Here is a 22,153-nt window from a genome sequence, read left to right as displayed (position 1 = left end):
GCGCCTTACTGGCGATGCAGCGGCATGTCGGCGCCGGTGCGCAAAATCGCGCCCGAGCCGTCGCGCACGGTGTTGCCGGCGGCAAACTCGCGCGGCGCGGAGAAGCGGCTGCGCAGCCCGCTGCGGTCGATGATCTGCAGCTGCACGTAGTAGCGCCCGGGCGGCAGCGTGCTCGCGGACCAGTGCGGCTGCTGCAGCACGGCGTCATGCAGCACCTGGGCAAAGGCCAGATCGCTGGCGACCATCAGCCGGTAGCTGTGGCCGGACTGGCCCGGCCAGCTCAGCTGCGCCGTGTCGTCCTGCATGCCCAGGACGATGTCGTTGGCGGCCAGCGCCGCGGGAGGGGCGGCCACGGTGAACGGCTGGCCCGCGGCAAACGGCCCCTGGTCGGCGGCATCGGCGGGCGTGCTGCGTATGCTGGCCGCGCGCCACTGGTAGGCGCCTGCCGGCAGTTCGGCGACCGACAGCCGGCAGTCGCCGTCTACGCGCGCATCGCGCAGTGGCTGGGCGAAACCGGCTGCGCCCGCGACCTGGATGCGGTAGGCGATGGCGCCGGGCACGCCGGTGCATTGCAGCATGCCTGCACCCTGGGCCAGCACGCCTGCGGCCACCGGGGTCTGGTAGAGCGGCGGCACGGGCTGGGATTTGATGCGTATGCCGCGCTGTGCCAGCCGCCCGGGAATCCCCTGGGCGTCGAGCGCGCGCAGCGCGAGAAAGTAGTCGCCGTCGTCCAGGGCCGCAAAGCGCTGCTGCGGCGTCTCGCCGGTCGCGCTGCGCAGCACCTGGCTGAATTGCGCGTCGCGCGCGACCTGCAGCTGGTAGCTGCTGGCACCGGCAATCGCCGGCCAGGAGATGTCGAGCCAATGCGCATCTTCGAAGCGTTCGGGCAGCGCAGCCAGTTCGGGCGCGGGCAGCAGCGCGCCGGGCGCGCCCACGATGGCATCGGCGGAAACCGCCAGGCCCTGGCCTGCATCCAGCACGGCCGCCGGCCTGGCGCCCGGGCGCGCAGCCGCGGCGCTGGTCACGGCGACCGAGCCTTGGTCCACGGCCGCAATGGTGCGGCCCGAGTCGGCTATCTGTACATTGAAACGCGTGCCGCGCACGCTGGTCGAGGCCACGGGAGTGCGGATCTCGAAGCGCGGCGGGCTCGCGGGCGCGGGCGTGACCGTCGCGTCCAGCGCTCCCGAGCGCAGGTCCAGCACCGACTGCATGCTGCCCGCGCGGCCGCGCCGGCGCATCTGCTGTATCTGCACGTCGGACTGGGCCTGTACCCGCACCAGCGAGCCGTCGGCCAGGCGCACCGAGACAAAAGAATCGGCGTCGAGTTGCAGCTGATCGCCTTCCTGCAGCGTTTCACCGGCCTGCACATTGCGGCGCTGCGGCGCGGCCGGTGCCTGGCTGTCGCCGGCGCGGCGCGCGGGCGAGATCGCCACGGCCGGGCCGCGCACAAATTCTATCGATGCCGTCGCCATCTGCAGCAGGCGGTCGGGGAAACGCAGCGTGAAGCCCGGCTGCAGGTGCAGTGGATTCGCGACGCGGTTGAACGACTGCAGTTCAGGCCACAGGCGGTGGTCGCCCAGATACTGGCGCGCGATCTGCTCCAGCGTGTCGCCCGGCGCGACGCGGTGGGCGATCAGGCCGTCGACCACCAGCGCGGGCGTCTGCGCGGACGCGGCGCAACTCCAGGCCAGCAGCAGGCCGCTGATGCAGCACAGCGCGGGTCGGGACAGGGGGGAGCGGGGGCGGCGAAGCATCATGGGCAGGACAGGCCGTCAGGTCGGTGATGGCAGGGCCACGGGCGCATCGCGTGCATCGAGGCGGTAGCCATAGCCATAGATGGCCGAGATGGTGTAGCTCTGGCCGGGGCGCAAATTCAGCAGCTGGCGCAGGCGCGAGATATGGGTGTCGAGCGTGCGCGACAGCACTTCGGCGCTGTGGCCCCAGACCGCATCGCGCAGGTGGTCGCGCGACATCAGCCGGCCCTGGTTCTGGAACAGCAGCTTGGCGAGCGCGAACTCGCGGTGCGTCAGCTCGACGGGCTGGCCGTTGAACTCCAGCGATTGCGTCGAGGAGGTGAAGCGGTAGGGGCCGAAGTCCTGCACATCTTCGTCGCTGTCGGGATAGGCCCGGCGCAGCAGCGCATGGATGCGCGCGCTGAGTTCGCCCATGCGCACCGGCTTGACCATGAAGTCGTCGGCGCCGCTGCCCAGGCCGGCAACGATGTCGCACTCTTCGCTGCGATGGGTGATGAACAGAATGGGCATTTCATTGCCGAACTGCTCGCGCACCCAGTGCACCACCTGCGGACCCGAGGTATCGGGCAGCTCCCAGTCGACGATCAGCAGGTCGAAAGTCTCGCGCCGCATTTCCTGCATGAGCGCGGAGCCCGTGGCGTGCGTGCGGCAGACATGGCCGGCGCCCTGCACGACCTGCTGCACCATTTCCAGGTACAGCGGGTCATCATCCAAGACAGCTATTCGGCGCATCTTCGCTCCTTTTCATGGCTCACATCGGATTGCAACGCCTTCAGGCGTTGGCCGCAGCCAGCAGTTGATCGAGTGCCTTGGCGACTTCGTCCTGGCCCACGCCATCGACGGGCGCCAGACGCGCAGCCAGCTCGGCCAACGCGGCCGTGCCCTGCTGCTGCAGTCGGGCAATGCTTTGACCGGCTTCCTTGGGGGCGTCGAAGGCCGTGCTTTGCAGCAACAGCTGACCCGAAGCCGAGACCAGCTTGAAATAGAACTTGCCGTCGGCTTCGCGATACTGCTTGAACTGGGGCAGGGCCGACTTCTGCGCCTTGTCGGCTTTCGGCGCCTGGATTTGCGCCAGGCTGCGCAGGCCCACGGCTTCGCGCAGCTGCTGGGTGAACGGCGTGGCCAGCGCGCGCGCGCGCTCGCCGCCGACGCGCAGGATCTTCTCGATCTGCGCGGGGTCGGCCATCAGGCTTTCATAGCGCGCACGCATGGGCGCGATTTCCTGGTCCAGGCGCTCGAACACGCGTTGCTTGGCGTCGCCCCAGGCAATGCCTTGCGCGTACTGCGCGGCCAGCGCCGCGGTCTCCTCGGCCGAGGCAAAGGCCTGGAACAGCTGGAACAGCGCCGAGCCTTCGGTCTCCTTGGGCTCGCCGGGCGCGCGCGAGTCGGTGGTGAAGCCGTTGATCAGCTTGCGCAACTGCTCGCGCGGCGTGAACAGCGGGATGGTGTTGTTGTAGCTCTTGCTCATCTTGCGGCCGTCGAGGCCGGGCAAGGTGGCGACGTTGTCGTCGATCACGACTTCGGGCAGCACCAGCAGTTCGCCGTAGAGGTGGTTGAAGCTCGAGGCGATGTCGCGCGCCATTTCCAGGTGCTGGACCTGGTCGCGGCCCACGGGCACCTTGTTCGCCTTGAACATCAGGATGTCGGCGGCCATCAGCACCGGGTACATGAACAGGCCGGCGGTGACATCGGCGTCGACGTCATTGCCCGCGGCGACGTTCTTGTCGACCGACGCCTTGTAGGCATGGGCGCGGTTGAGCAGGCCCTTGCCGGTGACGCAGGTCAGCAGCCAGCACAGCTCGGGGATTTCCGGCACGTCGGACTGGCGGTAGAGCATCACCTTTTCGGGGTCCAGGCCCGCGGCCAGCCAGCTCGCGGCAATCTCCAGCGTCGAGCGCTGCAGGCGCTGCGGGTCGGCGCCCTTGATCAGGCCGTGGTAGTCGGCGAGGAAGTAGAAGCTCTGCACGTCGGCGCGCTGGCTCGACTGCACGGCCGGGCGGATCGCGCCCACATAGTTGCCCAGATGGGGGGTGCCCGAAGGTGTGATGCCGGTGAGAAATCGGGTAGTAGCCATGGAAAAACCAATACGTCGCAATAAACAAAAAGGGGGGCGCTCAGCGCAGCAGCGCGAGCAGCGGGGTCAGCAGCAGGTCGATGGCGCTGTAGCCCAGGGTCATCAGCGGGCGCAGCCAGATGGTGCCGACGACGCCCATGACCACCAGCGCGAGCACGATGAAGAAGCCGAACGGCTCTATGCGCGCGACCTGGTTGGCGAGCTTCCAGGGCAGCAGGCCCACGAGAATGCGCCCGCCGTCGAGCGGCGGCAGCGGGAACAGGTTGAACGCCCACATCACCAGATTGACCAGAATGCCGGCGCGCGCCATCTCGACGAAGAAGCGCTCCTGCACGCCCTGGGTCACCAGCACCACCAGCACGATGGCCCAGAAAATGGCCTGGAAGAAGTTGGACGCCGGCCCGGCCAGCGCGACCCAGATCATGTCGCGCTTGGGGTTGCGCAGGTTGCCGAACTGTACCGGCACGGGTTTTGCGTATCCGAACAGGAACGCGCCCGACGTCGCGAAGTACAGCATCAGCGGCATCAGGATGGTGCCTACGGGATCGATGTGCTTGAGCGGGTTGAGCGTGATGCGTCCCAGCATGTGCGCGGTGTTGTCTCCGAAGTAGCGCGCGGCATAGCCATGGGCGGCCTCATGGACCGTGATGGCGAACAGCACGGGGAGGGCATAGATGAGTACGGTTTGGATGAGATTGGAGAAGTCCACGCGATGATTGTCTCAGACCGGCGCGTTTTCCGTGCGCTAGCGTCGGCTGCGGGCATGTCCTGAGCGGCAAATTGTCAATTTATTGCAAAATGCAATTGGATCTGTGCCTGCACTGTCGTCTGGCAGGTCATTCCTACAACCACTACAACACTGAGACAGTTGCGCCTGGCGCAGAAAGAGGCACAGACATGGGATTCGGTAGCTGGAAGATTGGTACGCGGCTGGTAATTGCTTTCGGCGGCATCTGCGCGTTGATGGTGGCGATGATGGTGGTTGTCGCCTGGTCCCTTGGCGCGGCCGATCACGCACTCGAATCGGGCGGTGCGACCGATGTGGCCCAGGCCGCGGTGCAGCAGGTGCGCTGGTGGGTGCTGGGTCTGGGCAGCGCGGTCTGCGCGCTCGCAGTCATCGCCTGGGTCAGCCTGCGCCAGGGCATAGTGCGGCCGCTGCAGCAGGCGATCCTGATTGCCGAAACCGTTGCCGCCGGCGATCTGAGCCAGGAGTTCAGCTCCGATCTGCAGGGCGACTTCGGCCGCCTGCTGGGCGCGCTGGGCACCATGGAGGACACGCTGACCGAACTGGTCGGGCGCATCCAGCAGTCCAGCGATTCGATCTGCGTGTCGGCGTCGGAGATCGATGCCGGCAATGTCGATCTGTCGCGCCGTACCGACGACCAGGTGGCGGCGCTGACCCAGACCGCGGCCAGCATGGAGCAGCTCACGGCCACCGTGCGCCAGAACGCCGACCGGGCGCATTCGGCCAGCGGCCTGGCTGTCGGGGCCTCGGCCACGGCCGAACGCGGCGGCATCGTCGTCGGCCAGGTGGTGCAGACCATGGAAGCGATCAGCGGCAGCTCGCGCAAGATCGTCGACATCATCCAGGTGATCGAAGGCATTGCGTTCCAGACCAACATCCTGGCGCTCAACGCCGCCGTCGAAGCCGCGCGCGCGGGCGATCAGGGCCGTGGCTTTGCCGTGGTCGCGAGCGAAGTGCGCAGCCTGGCCGGACGCTCGGCCGAGGCCGCCAAGCAGGTCAAGGCGCTGATCACGGCCAGCGTGGACCAGGTGCAAAGCGGCTCGGGCCTGGTGGGCCAGGCCGGCAAGACGATGCAGGAAATCGTCGGCGCGGTCGGCCAGGTCACGGGTCTGCTGGGCGAAATTTCCCAGGCGCTGACCGAGCAGAGCGAAGGCATTGCCCAGGTCAACCTGGCCGTGGCGCACATGGACGGCGCGACCCAGGAAAATGCCAGCCTGGTCGGCCAGGCCGGTCATGCGGCCCAGGCGCTGTCGGAACGCGCACGCGATCTGCAGCTTGCGGTCGGGGCGTTCAAGCTCGATGACGAAGAGGGTGGCGCCGCAACGGTCGTGGTCAGCCGCGCCGTTTCAACGCGTCCGGCGCTGGCGCTGGCGGATTGATCGAACGGTTTTTCGTTCGCCCTGAGCGGGGTAAGCGAGCCGAGGTCTCGCAAGGCGTTCAAAAGAAACAGCGGGCCTCGTCCCCCGTTCGTCCTGAGCTTGTCGAAGGATGAACGGCCTGCGCTCAAGTCATGGGGACAGGTCGTTCATGGTTCGACAGGCTCACCACGAACGGTTTGGAAGCGTTCGTCGCTGTTTGCGCAAATCGAGTGCTTTCTAAGTACTTGATTTAATTGTCGAAGAAACTGTTTTTTGAGAGCCTGTCGAAGGGCGTTTCAGGGCGCAGCGGCAGTACGTCGCAACTCAAAGCCCCAACGGCCCCAAGGGTCCGCGCCCCTGGCGCACCAGCGTCGCATCGCCGCCATTGGCCATGGTCGTGAGGTCCAGCACCGTGGTCGGCTCCTGCGGGCAGGCGCCGGCGTCGACGATGCCGTCGAGCAGCTTCTCGAAGCGCTCGCGGATTTCCTGCGGGTCGTTCAGCGGCTCGGTCTCGCCCGGGGGAATGAAGGTGCAGGCCAGCAGCGGCGCGCCATGCAGTTCGAGCAGCAGCAGCAGTCCCTTGCGATCGGGAACGCGCAGGCCTATGGTCTTGCGCTGCGGATGGCTCACGCGGCGCGGCACTTCCTTGGTCGCATCGAGGATGAAGGTATAGGGGCCTGGCGTGCCCAGCTTGAGCAGGCGGTACTGGCGGTTGTCGACCTGGGCGTAGTTCGCCAGCTCGGACAGGTCGCGGCACAGCAGCGTCAGATGGTGCTTCTCGTCGATCTGGCGGATGCGGCGAATGCGCTCCACGGCGTCGCGGTCGTCGAGATGGCAGACCAGCGCGTAGCTCGAATCGGTGGGCACGGCGAGCACGCCGCCTTTTTGCAGCAGCGTCGCAGCCTGCTTGAGCAGGCGCGGCTGGGGGTTGTCGGGGTGGGCTTCAAAGTACTGGGCCATTTGCAAGCGCTCCGTGGCAAGGGAAAGAGGACGTCAGGGCTGCTGAATGCGCTCGGCCAGCAGTTCCCAGACAGGGGTCAGCGTACCGGGCAGCAGGGGCAGGGCCCCGAGGTCGGTGCGCGATTCGTGCGGGCTGTGGAAGTCGCTGCCGCGCGAGGCGGCGAGGCCGAATTCCTGGGCCATCGAACCATAGGTAATGTATTCGGCGTTCGTATGGCTGCCGGTCACGACTTCGACACCCTGGCCGCCATGCGCCTTGAATTCGGAAAACAGCGCGTATTCCTCGTTGGCCGAGAAACGGTAACGCGCGGGGTGGGCGATCACCGCCACGCCGCCCGCGGCCGTGATCCACTGCACGGCGTCCTGCAGCCGCGCCCAGCGGTGCGGCGCGAAGCCGGGCTTGCCTTCGGTCAGGTATTTGCGGAACACTTCGCCCATGTCGCGGCAGACCTTGGTCTCGACCAGAAAGCGCGCGAAGTGGGTGCGTGAAATCAGCGCCGGGTTGCCCACGTAGCGCAGCGCGCCTTCGTAGCTGCCGGGAATGCCCGCGAGTTCAAGCTGGCGCGCCATTTCAACCGCCCGCGGGCCGCGGCCGCCGCGAGTTTCTGCGAGTCCTTGCTCCAGCGCCGCGTTGTCGGCGTCGAAGCCCAGGCCCACGATATGCACGGTCTCGTTGGCGAACGTCACCGAGATTTCCACGCCCGTGAGATAGGCCATGCCTTCGGCACGCGCCGCGGCCGCAGCCTGTTTCTGGCCGCCGATCTCGTCATGGTCGGTCAGCGCCCACAGCTCCACGCCGTTGGCGCGCGCACGCGCCGCGAGCTCGGGGGGAGTCAGCGTGCCGTCCGAGACAATGGAGTGGCAGTGCAGGTCGGCGTTGAGGTAAGTGGTCACGGACCCATTGTAGGCCGGGCTTTGCGGCCTGGGAGCGGGTCAGGCCATAGTCCTTGCCGCCGCCTTCAGCCGTTGGTCTGTGCGCCTTCCAGAAGGAATTGCACGCGGCGCTCGCCGCGCCATTCGTTGACGTCGAGGCGAAACGCGATCAGCACGCGCTCGGGCAGCGGGTCGGTGTGGCCGAACCAGATGCCGTCGACCGGCTGGCCGCGGTGGCGCAGCTTGAGCGACAAATGTTTCTCTCCGACCAGGCGCTGCGACAGCACGTCGACTTCCTCGCTGAACGTGGGCGCGGCAAAGCCCTGGCCCCAGACCTCCTGGTGCAGCTTGTCGACCAGGTCGGCATCGCAGTACTCGGGTGCGAGCGGGCCATCGGTCTCTATGCGCCGCGTGAGCGTCGCGGCGTCCAGCCATTCCTTGGCGACCTGGGCCAGCGCCTGGTCGAAGACCTCGAAGTGCTCCTCGGCAATGGTGCAGCCCGCGGCCATGGCGTGGCCGCCGAAGCGCAGCAGCACGCCGGGGTGGCGCTTGGCCACCAGGTCCAGCGCGTCGCGCAGGTGAAAGCCCGGAATGGAGCGGCCCGAACCCTTGAGCTCATGCTCGTGGCCGGGCGCGGCGCTGGCGGCAAACACAAAGCTCGGGCGGTGCAGCTTGTCCTTGATGCGCGAGGCGACGATGCCGACCACGCCTTCGTGGAAATCGGGATCGAACACGCTCACCGCCGGCGGCGCCTCGTCGCCTTCGTCAAACAGGCTTTCGACCATCAGCAGCGCCTGCTCGCGCATGCCGCCTTCGATCACGCGGCGTTCGCGGTTGATTGCATCCAGCGTGTGCGCGAGCTCGCTCGCACGGCCGCGGTCATCGGTCAGCAGGCATTCGATGCCCAGCGTCATGTCGGCCAGCCGGCCCGCGGCATTGATGCGCGGGCCCAGCGCAAAGCCGAAATCGAAGGTGGTGGCAACGCGTGACTTGCGGCCCGCGGCGTCGAACAGCGCGGCGACGCCGGGCTGCATCTGGCCCTGGCGTATGCGCTTGAGTCCCTGAGCCACGAGGCGGCGGTTGTTGGCGTCGAGCCTGACCACGTCGGCGACCGTGCCCAGCGCGACCAGCGGCAGCAGCGGCTCGAGCCGCGGCTGGCTGGCCTGGTCGAAGACGCCGCGCGCGCGCAGCTCGGCGCGCAGCGCCAGCAGCACATAGAACATCACGCCCACGCCGGCCATCGACTTGCTCTCGAACGTGCAGCCCGGCTGGTTGGGATTGACCAGGGCCTCGGCCTCGGGCAGCGCAGGGCCGGGCAGGTGGTGGTCGGTGACCAGCACCTGCATGCCCAGCGCGCGCGCCTGGGCCACGCCTTCGACGCTGCTGATGCCGTTGTCGACCGTGATCAGCATGTCTGCGCCGCGTTCCTTGACGCGCCGCGCGATCGAGGCAGTGAGCCCGTAGCCGTCGACCACGCGGTCGGGCACGAGATAGTCGACATGGCGCGCGCCCAGCAGGCGCAGGCCGCGCACCGCGACCGCGCAGGCGGTCGCGCCGTCGCAGTCATAGTCGGCGACGATGCACAGCCGCCGGTCGCTGGCGATGGCATCGGCGAGCAGCCGCGCCGCGGCGGCGATTCCCATCAGGCCCGAAGGGGGCAGCAGGTGCTTGAGCGCATCGTCGAGCTCCGCCGCCGAGTGCACGCCGCGCGCCGCGTAGAGCTGGGCCAGCAGCGGATGTATGCCCGCCTGCTGCAGTTCTGACAGCATGGCGGCGGGAATGTTGCGTTCGATGATGTTCATAGCATGGAGGGCAGGTCGGGCAAGCCCTTTGGCTTGAAGATATTCTGGACTTTTTGCCAGGCGCCGGGGCGCTGCGGCCGCCAGGTCAGCGCATGGCGTTCGCCGCTGAGCGTCAGCTCCACGGCCGCGCCGCGCAGATGCGCGGCCAGCAGTTCGCGCAGTAGGCCTGCGTCCAGCGCCTGCCAGGCCTGGCCCCAGGCGGGCCAGTTTTCCTGCAGTGCGGCCAGGCGCAGCGCGCTCAGTTCGGGATGATCGGGCAGCGGCTGCACGGGCACCGGCGCCTGCAGCCGGCCCGCGCCATGCAGCCAGAACGCGTTGACCGGCGCCAGGCCGCGCGCGGCGCGCTGGTCGTTGAACGCATGGGTGTAGAGCAGCATCTGCACTTCGCTGTGCAGGCGGTTGACGGTGCGCGCTGTCTTGGCATCGGGCAGCCAGCGGCGCACGTCGCGGCCCAGCACCCGGTCCAGCGAAGCCGTGCGCAGGCCGTCCAGTGGCGCGCCGCTGGCCAGCCAGCGGTCGGGACGCTCGTACTGCAGCGTGATGCCGTCTTCGGCAAACCAGGGCGCGAGAATGTCGAGCAGCGCGCGCGACTGTTCCTCGTCCAGGCCCAGTTCCGCGGGGTCGGTCATGTGCACGGTGTCGGCGCCAATGCGCCAGTGGCAGGGCGACATCCAGGCCCAGGCCCGCGCTTGCGGCGCGGGGTCTGCGGCCTGCTGTGCCCATGCGGCCCAGGGCACGCCGCTGTCATCGACCGGCAATTGCAGCGCGCGCGCCCAGGCGCGCTCGTGCGGCGGGCAGAAGTCGGTTTCCTCGCCCAGGTCGCTGCGCACCAGCGCCGCATGCTGGAGCAGCTGCTGCAGGTGCGGCAGCTGCAGCGTGGGCCACAGCGCCGCCGCGCCTTCGGCAGCGCTGGCAAAGGCAATCGTGTGGGCGGAGAGGGCGCTGGCAGGCGAAGACAGGGAAGCGGTCGGGGTCGGGGACATGCCGCTATTGTCGGGCAGCGCGCGTGTCCGCTTGCGGCCTGGGGTCGTGCTCAGCGCTGCGGCATGTCCGCGGCCGAGCAGACCAGGCTCACGCTCGCATCGTCGGGAATGGCGGGCATGGTCGCATTCCAGGCTTCCCAGTCGGCGCGCATCGCGGCCAGGCGTTCGGGCTGGGCTTGCGCCTGGTTGGCGCGCTCGCGCTCGTCGTCGGCAATGTTGAACAGGTAGTCGTGGCCGTCGACGCGCAGGTATTTCCAGTCGCCGTCGCGCAGCGCGCGCTGACCGCGGTGGTTCATGCGCCAGTGCAGGGCGCGCGCGAACTCGGCGTTCTCGGCGCACAGCACCGGCAGCAGCGAGACGCCGTCCAGCGGATGGTGCGCATCGCCGGCGACGCCGGCCGCGTCCAGCACCGTTGCCGACCAGTCCATGGTCATGCACTGCTGGCGGCTGCGCCGCCCCGCGGCAATCCGCGCCGGCCAGTGGGCGATCCAGGGCACGCGTATGCCGCCTTCGGTCAGGTCCATCTTGCCGCCGACCAGCGGCCAGTTGTCCGAGAAGCGCTCGCCGCCGTTGTCGCTGGTGAAGACGATCAAGGTGTTGTCGAGCTGGCCGTTGGCGCGCAGCGCGTCGACGATCCAGCCTATGCCTTCGTCCATGTGGTGGATCATGCGGCGGTACTGTTCGACGTTGCCGCCCGCGAGGTGGGTGATGCTGGCCAGCGTCTGCGCGCTCGCGCGGTCATCGCGCGTTTCCCAGGGCCAGTGCGGCGCGGTGTAGTGCAGGCTCAGGAAGAACGGTGCATCGCCCGCGGCCATGCGGTTGACATAGTCGACGCTGCGCTGCGACAGCAGGTCCGTGAGGTAGCCCTCGTCGTGGTGTTCCTCCTCGCCCACCCAGAGGTCATGCTGGCCCGACGAGCTCTGGTGCGTGAAGTAGTCGACACCGCCCGACATCGGACCGAAATATTCTTCGTAGCCCGAGCGCAGCGGACCGAACAGCGGCGGATAGCCCAGGTGCCACTTGCCTATCAGCGCCGTGCGGTAGCCCGCGCCCTTGAGCAGCGCGGCCACGGTCGGCACTTCGGGCGGCAGGCCCAGCCTGGCGGCCAGCGGCGTGCCGCGCGTCTTGCTGTTGATCGGCTCCTCGGCCGCGCCGCGCAGGCGGTACTGGTAGCGCGCCGTCGCCAGCGCGAAGCGCGTGGGCGAGCACACGGGCGAGTTGGCATAGCCCTGGCTGAACTGCAGGCCGCCGCGCGCGAGCTGATCGAGCACCGGCGAGACCGGGCCGAAGACGGCGTCGCGGCCGCCGTAGCAGCCCAGGTCGGCATAGCCGAGGTCGTCGGCGACGATGAAAATGATGTTGGGACGTGTCATTGCATGCTTCTTCTGTGGAAAACGGTTCATTCCATCTTCATGCCCGCGGCCTGTATCACCACGCGGTAGCGCTCGGCAACCGCCTGCAGGCGCTGGGCCGCGGCGTCGCCGGTCAGGCCTTCGTGGAACAGGTCGTTGGCGCGCAGGCGCTCCTGCAGCTTGCCGTCCTTGAGCGCGCGTTCGAGGTGGGCCTGGATCTTCTGCACCAGCGGCTCGGGTGTGCTCTGCGGCAGCCAGACGGCGAACAGCACTTCCTGCTCCAGCGGCTTGTAGCCGAGCTCGCCGACGGTGGCCACCTGGGGCAGCAGCGGGTTGCGCTGGCGCGTGGTCACGGCCAGGGGCACGACCTTGTCGCCCGCAAGATGGGGCAGCAGCGCGGTCGAGCTGATGATGCCGCCGTCGACTTCGTTGGACAGCAGCGCCGTGGTCGCCGGCGCATTGCCTTTGTAGGGCACGTGGTTGACTCTGGCGCCGGTGCTGTGCGCAAGAATGGTCGCGCCCAGGTGGCCTGGCGTGCCGTAGCCGGCCGAGCCGAGATTGAGCGTGCTTTTCCTTCCATGGGCAATGAACTGTTCGAGCGACTGGATGCCGGTCTGCGGGCTCACGGCGACGAGCATGCCTTGCGAGGCCATGACCATCACCGGACGCAGCTCGCTGTTCCTGAACGGCATGCTCTTGTAGATCAGCGGGTTCACGGTCAGCGTGGTGTCCAGGCCGATCAGCCACTGGTAGCCGTCGCCCGGGGCCTTGGCGACCGCGCCGGCGCCGATGTTGCCGCCCGCGCCCGGGCGGTTCTCGACGACAAAGGCCTGGCGCGTCTCGCGCTGCAGCACTTCGCCCAGGCCGCGCGCAATCAGGTCGGCCGCGCCGCCCGGCGCAAACGGCACGATGATGCGCACCGCCTTGGCGGGCCAGGCGGCGGCGTCGCCTGCGGGCTGGGCCGGCGCGGGCAGCGCGGCCAGGCCCAGCGCCAGTGCGATCAGGCCGGGGACCAGGGCCGCACGGGCCAGGCGGGAAGAGACGGTGGGAGAAAACATGGTCGATCAGCTTCCTGCAAAAGGTGGAACACGCGCTTTGCGAAAATCACGCCGCGCAGACCCTGAGCCGCATGCCTCGCACCGGTCGGGAACCCGAATCTAGAAGACCCGGGCTCAATTGTTCTAATCAACCCATGTCCATGAATACCCGCAAGCCTCCCCAAGCCATCCAGCAGATGCTGCTGTTTCGCGTCAGCCGTTTCTTCGGTGCGGCCGGCGGCCTGGCGACGCGCGTCTGCGAAGCCGGGTTCGGCCTGCCGCGCCGCGAGTGGGGCGTGATGGCCACGCTGGCCACGCACGAAGGCCTGCTCTCGTCGGAGCTGGCCGCGCTGGCGCGGCTGGACCGGGCGCGCACTTCGCGCGCGCTCAGCCGCCTCGAGGAGCGCGGCTGGGTGCAGCGCACGCCCATCCAGGGCGACCGCCGCCGGATTGCCGTGCACCTGACCGAAGAGGGCCGGCGCATGTATGCGCTGATCCTGCCGCGCATGGCCCAGCTGCATGTCGATCTGGTCGCGGCGCTGGATGACACCGAACTGGCGCAGTTCGATGCGATGCTCGCCCGGCTGCAGCAGCAGGCACAGGCGCTGGAGAACGACAGCCGCTATGCGAGCCTGCCGCGCGTGGAGCGCAGCAAAGGCCAGCGCTGAGCCTATATCCGTAACCTCCCGCGCATTGCCAGGGACATGTCCTGGCAATGCCACAATGCGACCACCATGCAAATACCCTATGAGCTGGCCTTGGGCTGGCGTTACACCCGTGCGGGACGCGCTACGCGCCGCAATGGTTTCATCTCCTTTATCTCCGGTGTGTCCATGCTGGGCATTGCGCTGGGCGTTGCCGCGCTGATCATCGTGCTCAGCGTGATGAACGGCTTCCAGAAGGAAGTCCGCGACCGCATGCTCGGCGTCGTCTCGCATATCGAAATCTTCGCGCCCCAGGGCGCGGCATTGCCCAGCGTCGAGCGCACGCTGGCCGAAGCCCGGAAAAATCCCGCAGTGGTGGGCGCGGCGCCGTTCGTGTTTTCCCAGGCGCTGATCGCGCGCGGCGAAGACATGAAAGGCACGCTGGTGCGCGGCATCGATCCGGCGCTGGAGCACGAAGTCACCGATCTCGCTCCGGCCAACGCCGAGGCGATCAAGCAGCTGGTTCCCGGCGAGTTCCGCGTGGTGCTGGGCGTGGAGCTGGCGCGTTCGCTGGGCGTGCGCACGGGCGATGCGGTCACGCTGATCGTTCCCGGCGGCCAGGTCACGCCGGCCGGCGTGGTGCCGCGCCTCAAGCAGATGACGGTCGCCGGAACGTTCGACTCCGGTCACTACGAATACGACTCGGCGCTGGTGATGCTGCACCACGAGGATGCGCAGCGGCTGTTCCGCCTTGAAGGCCCGACCGGCATTCGGCTGAAGATCAAGGACCTGCACGAGGCGCCCCAGGTGGCGCGCGAGCTCGCCGACTCGCTGACCGACCAGCTGCTGATCCGCGACTGGACGCAGCAGAACAAGACCTGGTTCTCGGCCGTGCAGCTCGAGAAACGCATGATGTTCATCATCCTGACGCTGATCGTCGCCGTCGCGGCCTTCAATCTGGTCTCGACCCTGGTCATGACCGTGACCGACAAGCGCGCCGACATCGCCATCCTGCGCACGCTGGGCGCGAGCCCGCAGAGCATCATGACCATCTTCATGGTCCAGGGAGCGATGGTCGGTGTAATCGGCACGCTCGCCGGCCTGGCGCTGGGCCTGGGCATTGCGCTCAACATCGATGTGATCGTGCCGGCCATCGAGCATGCGTTCAACGCCAGCTTCCTGCCCAAGGACATCTATCTGATCAGCAAGATGCCCAGCGAGCCGCAAAGCTCGGACATCGCGCCGATCGCCGTCATTTCCCTGATCCTGTCGTTCGTGGCGACCATTTATCCCAGCTGGCGTGCCAGCCGCGTGAACCCTGCGGAGGCGCTGCGTTATGAATAATTCCCAAGCTGTTGTATTGCAGGCGCGCGCGCTGAGCAAACGTTTCACCGAAGGCCGGCTCGATGTGCAGGTGCTGCGCAGCGTCGATCTGTCGGTGGCCGCGGGCGAGACCCTGGCCATCGTCGGCGCCTCGGGCTCGGGCAAGAGCACCTTGCTGCACCTGCTCGGCGGCCTCGACGCGCCCAGCGAAGGCAGCGTCTGGCTCAAGGGCCAGGAGCTCAATACCCTGACGCCGCAGGCACAGGGCAAGCTGCGCAACCAGCACCTGGGCTTCATCTACCAGTTCCACCACCTGCTGCCCGAGTTCAGCGCGCTCGACAACGTCGCCATGCCGCTGCGCATACGCCGCCTGCCCGTGGACGAATGCCGCGAACGCGCGCGCCAGATACTGACCCTGGTGGGCCTGCAGGACCGCGTCCAGCACCGCCCCTCCGAGCTGTCGGGCGGCGAGCGCCAGCGCGTGGCGATCGCGCGCGCGCTGGTCACCGAGCCGGCCTGCGTGCTGGCCGACGAACCTACCGGCAATCTCGACCGCAGCACGGCCGACGCGGTGTTCGCGCTGATGCTGGGCCTGGCGCGCGACAAGGGCACGGCGTTCGTGATGGTCACGCACGACGAATCGCTGGCCGCCAGGTGCGACCGCGTGGTGCGCATCGTGCAGGGGCAGCTGGGCTGAGCCGGGCAGGGCGCAATGGCTTTCTGGATAGACACCCACTGCCATCTCGACGCGCCCGAATTCGACGCGGACCGCAGCGCAGTGCGTGCTGCGGGTCGCAGCGCGGGCGTGGGCCATTGCGTGATTCCCGCCGTGGAGCGCAGCAACTGGCAGACCGTGCGCGAGCTCGCGCATGCGGGCGGCGACAGCTATGCGCTGGGCATACATCCGCTGTACACGCCCCAGGCGGCCGACGAAGACCTCGATCTGCTGGCGCAGGAGCTGGCCGCCAGGCGCGCCGATGCGCGGCTGCTGGCCGTGGGCGAGATCGGCCTGGATTTCTTCGTTCCCGGACTCGACGCCGAAAGGCAGCTGCAGATCTACCGCGCGCAGATCGCGCTCGCGCGGCGCTTCGATCTGCCCGTGATCCTGCATGTGCGCCAGTCCAGCGACAAGCTGCTGCAGCAGCTGCGCGCCACCCCGGTGCGCGGCGGCATTGCCCATGCGTTCAACGGCAGCGCCCAGCAGGCGCAGATGTTCATCGATCTGGGCTTCAAGCTGGGCTTTGGCGGCGCGGCGACCTATGAGCGCGCGCACAAGCTGCGCCGGCTTGCGGCCGAGCTGCCGCTGTCGGCGCTGGTGCTGGAGACCGATGCTCCCGATATTCCGCCGCACTGGGTCTACACCACGGCCGAGCAGCGCGCCGCGGGGCTGCCCCAGGGCCGCAACAGCCCGGCCGAGCTGCCGCGCATCGCGCAAGTCATTGCCGGACTGCGCGGCATGCCGCTGGCCGATCTCGCCGTGGCGACCACGCGCAACGCCTGCGCGGCGCTGCCCGGCCTGGCGGCGCTGAATACCGCCTGACCAGCGCGCAGCACTGGTTTCGGGCCAGAATGCAGGCAGATGACTGTGCCGCAGCAATTGCCTTCCCCTTCTGCCGCCATGCTGCCGGCGGACTACGCACGTCTGCAGGGCCTGGCCCCCGTGGTGGGTGCGCGCACCCAATTGCTGGTGCTGGGCAGCTTCCCTGGCGTGGCCTCGCTGGCGCGCCAGCAGTACTATGCCCATCCGCAAAACCAGTTCTGGCGCCTGCTGCAGTCCCTGTGGCCGCAGCATCCCCAGCCCGGCGCGCAGGACTACGCGGGGCGCTGCGCCTGGCTGCTCGAGCGCGGTCTGGGCGTCTGGGATGTGTACGACAGCTGCGAGCGCCAGGGCAGCCTGGACGCCGCGATACGCCGGCCGCAGGTCAATGATTTCGCCGCGCTGCGCGCGCAATGCCCCCAGCTGCGCGTGCTCGCGCACAACGGCGCCGAAAGCTTTCGCCATGCGGACGCGGCGCAGGCCGCCTTGCACCTGCCCGGCGCCGCGCCGCTGCAGGCGCTGAAGCTGCCTTCGACCAGTCCCGCGAACGCGGGCTGGAGTTTTGAACGTAAACGCGCGGCCTGGCATGAAGCCATGGTCGCCGCTGGATTGGTGACAACGTGACGACCCGCAAGAAAAATGACAGCGTAGAGCTGCCCGAAGTCAGTGTTTCGGACGATGGCGAAGTGCGCCATCTGCACCTGGGCACGCCCTGGATCCAGGGCTCGATGCGGCTCAAGGAGCCGTTCGCGCTCGAACTCGAATATGTGCAGCGCATGATGGCCTGGCTGCTGTTTGTCGACCCGGCGAGCGTGACCAAGCGCTACGCCGTGCAACTGGGCCTGGGCGCGGGCGCGATCACCAAGTTCTGCCACAAGAAGCTGCGCATGCAGACCACGGCCATCGAGCTCAACCCGCAGGTGATCGCCGTCTGCCACAGCTGGTTCAAGCTGCCGCCCAACGGGGCGCGCCTGCAGGTGGTGCTGGCCGACGCGGCCGAGGAGATCCGCCGCCCCGGCTGGGAAGACCAGGTCGATGCGCTGGCCGTCGATCTCTACGACCACGACGCGGCCGCACCCGTGCTCGACAGCGCCGAGTTCTATGCCGACTGCCGCGCGCTGCTGACCGAAGACGGCTGCATGACCGTCAACCTGTTCGGCCGCTCGTCGAGCTACGAGAAAAGCCTGGCCAAGATGGCCGAAGCGTTTGGCGAGGACGCACTGTGGGCGTTCAAGCCCACGCGCGAAGGCAATACCGTGGTGCTGGCCCAGCGCACGGCTTCGCGCCCGGCGCGCGCCGTGCTCGACGAGCGCGCGCAGATGATCCAGTCGCGCTGGGACCTGCCTGCAGCGAAGTGGCCGCGCGGCTTCAAACCTGTCGTAAAACGCTGAAAGGCAGTGGCGGCAGGCGGGTGAACAGGGGCACAATGGCAGACATGCAAGTCAGCTCCACCTCCTCCACTTCGTCCTCGCCGGCCAGCAACTCACGCGCCACGGCCAGCCAGATTGCACAACTGCAAAAGCAGATCCAATCCTTGCAGAAAGACCTCAAGGAACTCGCGACGTCCGAGGGGGATGTGAAGGTCAGGCAGGAAAAGCAGAAGCTGCTGCAGGCCCAGATCATGGCCGTGCAGGCGCAGATCGAAGCCCTGCAGCGCGCCCAGCAGCAGGCGCAGTTGCAAAAGGCCCAGGCCCAGCAGCCCGAGGCCAAGACCGAAGAGAAGGACAGCGAGCGCCGCACCCAGGCGGTGAGCACGCTGGGTTCGCAGGTTGACACCTTCGCCTGACGCCGCGCGCCTGGTCGCAGAACGGCCCGAGGCCGGGCTGCTGCAGTGGCGCAGCATCGTGCGCTGGCTGCAGGCCGACGGCATCATCACGGCCGAGGAAGCCGAGCGCACCATCGTGCGCTGCTCGCAGGCCGAAAGCAGCCTGCACCCGCTGGTGCGGCTGGCCCATGTGGCGATGGAACGCGCCGACGGCGCGCCGCCGTTCGATGTCGAGGCGCTGACGCAATACGTGGCCCAGCGCTGCGGCCTGCCTTATCTGCGCATAGACCCGCTGCGCGTAGACGCCGGCCGTGTCGCCGAGACCATGAGCGCGAGCTACGCCGAGCGCCACAAGGTGCTGCCGGTACAGGTCACGCCAGATGAAGTGGTGGTTGCCACCTCCGAGCCGCTGATCGACGACTGGGTCGCCGAAGTCGAGCGCCAGGCGCGGCGCAAGGTGCGCCGCGTCATGTCGAATCCGCTCGACATCAAGCGCCTCACCGCGGAATTCTTCGCACTCGCCAAGTCGGTGCGCGCCGCGCAGAAAACCGGCGGCGCGGCGAGCACCGCGAGCTTCGAGCAGCTGGTCGAGCTGGGCAATACCAACAAGCAGCTCGACGCCAACGACCAGGGCGTGGTGCGCGTCGTCGACTGGCTGTGGCAATACGCATTCGACCAGCGCGCCAGCGACATCCATCTCGAGCCGCGGCGCGAGCAGGGCGTGATCCGCTTTCGCATCGACGGCGTGCTGCACCCGGTTTATCACCTGCCCATGGGCGTGCTCAACGCCATGGTCGCGCGCGTCAAGCTGCTGGGCCGCATGGACGTGGTCGAGAAGCGCCGCCCCCAGGACGGCCGCATCAAGACCCGCAATCCGCGCGGCGTCGAAGTCGAAATGCGGCTGTCCACGCTGCCCACGGCGTTCGGCGAGAAGATGGTGATGCGCATCTTCGATCCCGACAACGCGGTCAAGAATCTCGCCGGCCTGGGCTTTGCGCCGCATGACGCCCAGCGCTGGGAGTCGCTGGTGCGCAGCCCGCACGGCATCATTCTCGTGACCGGCCCCACGGGCTCGGGCAAGACCACCACGCTGTACGCGACGCTCAAGCGCATCGCGACCGAGGAAGTCAACGTCAGCACGGTCGAAGACCCTATCGAAATGATAGAGCCCAGCTTCAACCAGACCCAGGTCCAGACGCAGCTCGACTTCGGCTTCACCGAAGGGCTGCGCGCGCTGATGCGCCAGGACCCCGACATCATCATGGTCGGCGAAATCCGCGATCTGGCCACGGCCGAGATGGCGGTGCAGGCCGCGCTCACCGGCCATCTGGTGTTCTCCACGCTGCACACCAACGACGCGCCCAGCGCCGTGAGCCGGCTGATGGAGCTGGGCGTTCCGTCCTATTTGATCAACGCCACCTTGCTGGGCGTGCTGGCCCAGCGGCTGGTGCGCACGCTGTGCCCGCAGTGCAAGCAGCCCGACGAGGCGTCGGCGCGCGACGACCTGGCCGAGGCGGTCAAGCCCTGGAAGCTCAACGGCGGCTACCGCCCCTATCAGCCCGTGGGCTGCACCGACTGCCGCATGACGGGTTTCAAGGGCCGCACTGGCCTCTACGAGCTGCTCACCGTGAGTGAAGCACTCAAGGAAATGATCCATGCCGCGCCGTCGATCGACGGCCTGCGCCGCCAGGCGGTGGCCGATGGCATGCGCCCGCTGCGCCTGGCCGGGGCGCTGCGCGTGGCCGAAGGTCTGACCACGCTGCCCGAGGTCATAGGCGCGACGCCTCTGCTGGGCTGATTTCAACCCCGGGGGAAACCCTTGGGTGGCTGCGCGCTGGCCCTTCCTGAAATCACGACAACCCAGGCTGCATGCGGGCTGCGGGCCGATTCTCTGCCTCGAAATGTAGTGTTTTGGGAATGGCCTTTGTAGGTGGAATCCACATTCGGACACAACTTTTCAGGCCCCACAATCGCGGCATCGTGATTTCCGTCTAGGAGACATTTTTGTGAAAATCAAGAGTCAAAAAGACTTTTTTTCCGGGTTGATGTTCTTGGTCATCGGTCTCGCTTTCGCGATCGGTGCAGTGGACTACAACGTTGGTACGGGTGCGCGCATGGGTCCCGGGTACTTCCCGCTGATCCTGGGCGTGTTGATGTCCATTCTCGGTATTGCCATCGGCGCCAAGGGCCTGATCGTCGAAACCGCTGACGGCGACAAGATCGGCAAGTGGGCGTGGAAGCAAGTCTTCTTCATCCTGGCTGCCAACTTCGCGTTCGGCATTCTGCTGGTCGGTGTTCCTGCACTGGGCATTCCCCAGTTCGGCCTGATCGTCGCGATCTACGGCCTGGTGTTCATCGCCAGCCTGGGTGGCTACTCCTTCAACACCAAGGAAGTTGCCATTCTGGCGACCTGCCTGGCTGTGGGTAGCTATGGGGCTTTCGTCTGGGCGCTGAATTTGCAGTTCCCCGTGTGGCCTAGCTTCATCACGGGTTAAGGGAGCATCGTTCGTGGAACTTCTTGACAATCTGGCACTCGGCTTCGGCGTTGCCTTTACCTTCCAAAACCTGATTTACTGCTTCATCGGCTGTCTGTTGGGTACCCTCATCGGCATCTTGCCGGGCATCGGCCCCGTGGCGACCATCGCCATGTTGCTGCCCGCGACCTACGCTCTGCCTCCCGTGGCGGCGCTGATCATGCTGGCCGGTATTTACTACGGCGCGCAATACGGCGGTTCGACCACCGCGATTCTGGTGAACCTGCCGGGCGAGTCCTCGTCGGTGGTGACCGTGATCGACGGCTACCAGATGGCGCGAAAAGGCCGGGCGGGTCCCGCGCTGGCGGCTGCCGGTATCGGTTCGTTCTTCGCTGGTTGCGTGGGCACGGTCATCCTGGCTGCGTTCGCTCCTCCGCTGACGGAAGTCGCGTTCAAGTTCGGCCCTGCTGAGTACTTCTCGCTGATGACCCTGGGCCTGATCGGCGCCGTGGTGCTGGCTTCGGGTTCGCTGCTCAAGGCGATTGCCATGATCGTGCTGGGCCTGCTGTTCGGCATGGTCGGCACCGACGTGAACTCCGGCGTGGCCCGCTACAGCTTCGACATCCCTGAACTGACCGACGGCATCGACTTCGTCGTGATCGCCATGGGTGTGTTCGGCTACGGCGAAATCATTGCCAACCTGTCCAAGCCCGAAGACGAGCGCGAAGTGTTCACCGCCAAGGTGACGGGTCTGATGCCTACCGCAGAAGACTTCAAGCGCATGATTCCCGCAATGCTGCGTGGTACGGCTCTGGGTTCGGCTCTGGGCATCCTGCCTGGTGGCGGCGCCATGCTGTCGGCCTTTGCTGCCTACACCATCGAAAAGAAGACCAAGCTCAAGCCGGGCGAAGTTCCTTTCGGTCAAGGCAACATCCGTGGCGTGTGTGCTCCCGAGTCGGCCAACAACGCCGGTTCGCAGACTTCGTTCATTCCGCTGCTGACCCTGGGTATCCCCCCCAACGCCGTGATGGCGCTGATGGTGGGTGCCATGACCATCCACAACATCCAGCCTGGTCCCCAGGTGATGACCAGCAACCCCGAACTGTTCTGGGGCCTGATCGCCTCGATGTGGCTCGGCAACCTGATGCTGATCATCTTGAACCTGCCGCTGATCGGCGTCTGGATCAAGCTGCTGACGGTTCCTTACCGCTGGCTGTTCCCCGCCATCGTGCTGTTCTGCGCGATCGGTGTGTACGGCACGAAGAACAGCGAGTTCGACGTGTGGATGGTCGGTATCTTCGGTTTCGTGGGCTACGTGTTCCACAAGCTGGGCACCGAACCCGCACCGCTGCTGCTGGGCTTCATCCTGGGCCCGATGATGGAAGAAAACCTGCGCCGTGCGCTGCTGCTGTCGCGCGGCGACTGGAGCGTGTTCGTGACGCGTCCCATCTCCGCGAGCTTCCTGGCACTGG

General features: G+C 67.4%; 21 protein-coding genes. 11 read left to right on the top strand and 10 right to left on the bottom strand.

The features are described 5' to 3' along the window. Positions 1 to 5: 5 nt before the first annotated feature. Genes RR928_RS01120 through RR928_RS01105 form a run of 4 tightly spaced genes read right to left on the bottom strand, consistent with a single transcriptional unit; the run spans position 6 to position 4,537 of the window. Entirely contained in the window at positions 6 to 1,757 is a 1,752-nt protein-coding gene (locus RR928_RS01120; RefSeq protein WP_332533985.1) for a FecR domain-containing protein, read from the bottom strand. 15 nt (positions 1,758 to 1,772) lie between these two features. Further along, the gene (locus RR928_RS01115; RefSeq protein ID WP_332548760.1) at positions 1,773 to 2,486 is read right to left on the bottom strand and encodes a response regulator transcription factor; all 714 of its coding nucleotides are present in this window, start codon (positions 2,484 to 2,486) and stop codon (positions 1,773 to 1,775) included. A gap of 40 nt (positions 2,487 to 2,526) precedes the next feature. Continuing rightward, complete coding sequence (locus RR928_RS01110) at positions 2,527 to 3,828, bottom strand: tryptophan--tRNA ligase (protein ID WP_332533986.1); 1,302 nt, start codon at positions 3,826 to 3,828, stop codon at positions 2,527 to 2,529. A 40-nt stretch (positions 3,829 to 3,868) separates the two neighbouring features. Then, the gene (locus tag RR928_RS01105) at positions 3,869 to 4,537 is read right to left on the bottom strand and encodes a site-2 protease family protein (protein WP_332533987.1); all 669 of its coding nucleotides are present in this window, start codon (positions 4,535 to 4,537) and stop codon (positions 3,869 to 3,871) included. Between the two features lie 188 nt (positions 4,538 to 4,725). Here RR928_RS01105 and RR928_RS01100 point away from each other — a divergent pair, with 188 nt between their 5' ends. Continuing rightward, a complete protein-coding gene (locus tag RR928_RS01100; RefSeq protein WP_332533988.1) occupies positions 4,726 to 5,952 on the top strand; it encodes a methyl-accepting chemotaxis protein in 1,227 nt (408 codons plus the stop codon). A 303-nt stretch (positions 5,953 to 6,255) separates the two neighbouring features. On the opposite strand, the gene RR928_RS01095 is transcribed toward RR928_RS01100, so the two are convergent. The 6 genes from RR928_RS01095 to RR928_RS01070 form a co-directional block, all read right to left on the bottom strand. After that, complete coding sequence (locus tag RR928_RS01095; protein ID WP_332533989.1) at positions 6,256 to 6,891, bottom strand: L-threonylcarbamoyladenylate synthase; 636 nt, start codon at positions 6,889 to 6,891, stop codon at positions 6,256 to 6,258. A gap of 33 nt (positions 6,892 to 6,924) precedes the next feature. After that, the gene (locus tag RR928_RS01090; protein ID WP_332533990.1) at positions 6,925 to 7,785 is read right to left on the bottom strand and encodes a 3',5'-nucleoside bisphosphate phosphatase; all 861 of its coding nucleotides are present in this window, start codon (positions 7,783 to 7,785) and stop codon (positions 6,925 to 6,927) included. Positions 7,786 to 7,850: 65 nt separating this feature from the next. Further along, positions 7,851 to 9,566: a single-stranded-DNA-specific exonuclease RecJ gene (gene recJ, locus RR928_RS01085; protein ID WP_332533991.1), complete on the bottom strand. Its 1,716-nt coding sequence runs from the start codon at positions 9,564 to 9,566 to the stop codon at positions 7,851 to 7,853. Continuing rightward, positions 9,563 to 10,549: a phosphoglycerate mutase gene (locus tag RR928_RS01080; RefSeq protein ID WP_332533992.1), complete on the bottom strand. Its 987-nt coding sequence runs from the start codon at positions 10,547 to 10,549 to the stop codon at positions 9,563 to 9,565. Before RR928_RS01080 ends, recJ begins: the two co-directional genes overlap by 4 nt. 50 nt (positions 10,550 to 10,599) lie before the next feature. After that, positions 10,600 to 11,922 (bottom strand): sulfatase family protein, encoded by a 1,323-nt coding sequence (locus tag RR928_RS01075; protein ID WP_332533993.1) that lies wholly within the window; start codon positions 11,920 to 11,922, stop codon positions 10,600 to 10,602. A gap of 26 nt (positions 11,923 to 11,948) precedes the next feature. Next, positions 11,949 to 12,959, bottom strand: coding sequence for a Bug family tripartite tricarboxylate transporter substrate binding protein (locus tag RR928_RS01070; RefSeq protein ID WP_332681241.1), 1,011 nt, complete (start codon positions 12,957 to 12,959; stop codon positions 11,949 to 11,951). 134 nt (positions 12,960 to 13,093) lie between these two features. Between RR928_RS01070 and RR928_RS01065 the strand changes: the two genes are divergently transcribed. The 10 genes from RR928_RS01065 to RR928_RS01020 form a co-directional block, all read left to right on the top strand. Then, positions 13,094 to 13,606 (top strand): MarR family winged helix-turn-helix transcriptional regulator, encoded by a 513-nt coding sequence (locus tag RR928_RS01065; RefSeq protein ID WP_332681240.1) that lies wholly within the window; start codon positions 13,094 to 13,096, stop codon positions 13,604 to 13,606. Positions 13,607 to 13,672: 66 nt separating this feature from the next. Next, positions 13,673 to 14,926, top strand: coding sequence for a lipoprotein-releasing ABC transporter permease subunit (locus RR928_RS01060; protein WP_332533996.1), 1,254 nt, complete (start codon positions 13,673 to 13,675; stop codon positions 14,924 to 14,926). Further along, positions 14,919 to 15,602, top strand: coding sequence for a lipoprotein-releasing ABC transporter ATP-binding protein LolD (gene lolD, locus RR928_RS01055; protein ID WP_332533997.1), 684 nt, complete (start codon positions 14,919 to 14,921; stop codon positions 15,600 to 15,602). Before RR928_RS01060 ends, lolD begins: the two co-directional genes overlap by 8 nt. A 15-nt stretch (positions 15,603 to 15,617) precedes the next feature. Next, complete coding sequence (locus tag RR928_RS01050) at positions 15,618 to 16,445, top strand: TatD family hydrolase (RefSeq protein ID WP_332681239.1); 828 nt, start codon at positions 15,618 to 15,620, stop codon at positions 16,443 to 16,445. A gap of 39 nt (positions 16,446 to 16,484) precedes the next feature. Next, positions 16,485 to 17,066, top strand: coding sequence for a DNA-deoxyinosine glycosylase (locus RR928_RS01045; protein WP_332548768.1), 582 nt, complete (start codon positions 16,485 to 16,487; stop codon positions 17,064 to 17,066). Continuing rightward, positions 17,063 to 17,833: a spermidine synthase gene (locus tag RR928_RS01040; protein WP_332533999.1), complete on the top strand. Its 771-nt coding sequence runs from the start codon at positions 17,063 to 17,065 to the stop codon at positions 17,831 to 17,833. The genes RR928_RS01045 and RR928_RS01040 overlap by 4 nt, the downstream gene beginning before the upstream one ends. Positions 17,834 to 17,877: 44 nt before the next feature. Continuing rightward, the gene (locus tag RR928_RS01035) at positions 17,878 to 18,228 is read left to right on the top strand and encodes a FlxA-like family protein (RefSeq protein ID WP_332534000.1); all 351 of its coding nucleotides are present in this window, start codon (positions 17,878 to 17,880) and stop codon (positions 18,226 to 18,228) included. Beyond that, positions 18,212 to 20,005 (top strand): GspE/PulE family protein, encoded by a 1,794-nt coding sequence (locus tag RR928_RS01030; protein WP_332534001.1) that lies wholly within the window; start codon positions 18,212 to 18,214, stop codon positions 20,003 to 20,005. Before RR928_RS01035 ends, RR928_RS01030 begins: the two co-directional genes overlap by 17 nt. A 208-nt stretch (positions 20,006 to 20,213) precedes the next feature. Next, positions 20,214 to 20,702 carry a tripartite tricarboxylate transporter TctB family protein gene (locus RR928_RS01025; protein ID WP_332534002.1) on the top strand — a complete coding sequence of 163 codons (489 nt, stop codon included), beginning with the start codon at positions 20,214 to 20,216 and terminating at the stop codon, positions 20,700 to 20,702. A gap of 13 nt (positions 20,703 to 20,715) precedes the next feature. Next, positions 20,716 to 22,153: tripartite tricarboxylate transporter permease (locus RR928_RS01020; RefSeq protein ID WP_332681238.1), on the top strand; the 1,438-nt coding region annotated here is incomplete at its 3' end.

The organism is Comamonas sp. (assembly GCF_036666375.1).
Taxonomy (GTDB): Bacteria; Pseudomonadota; Gammaproteobacteria; order Burkholderiales; family Burkholderiaceae_C; genus Comamonas.
This window is presented reverse-complemented; position numbering and strand designations above follow the sequence as displayed.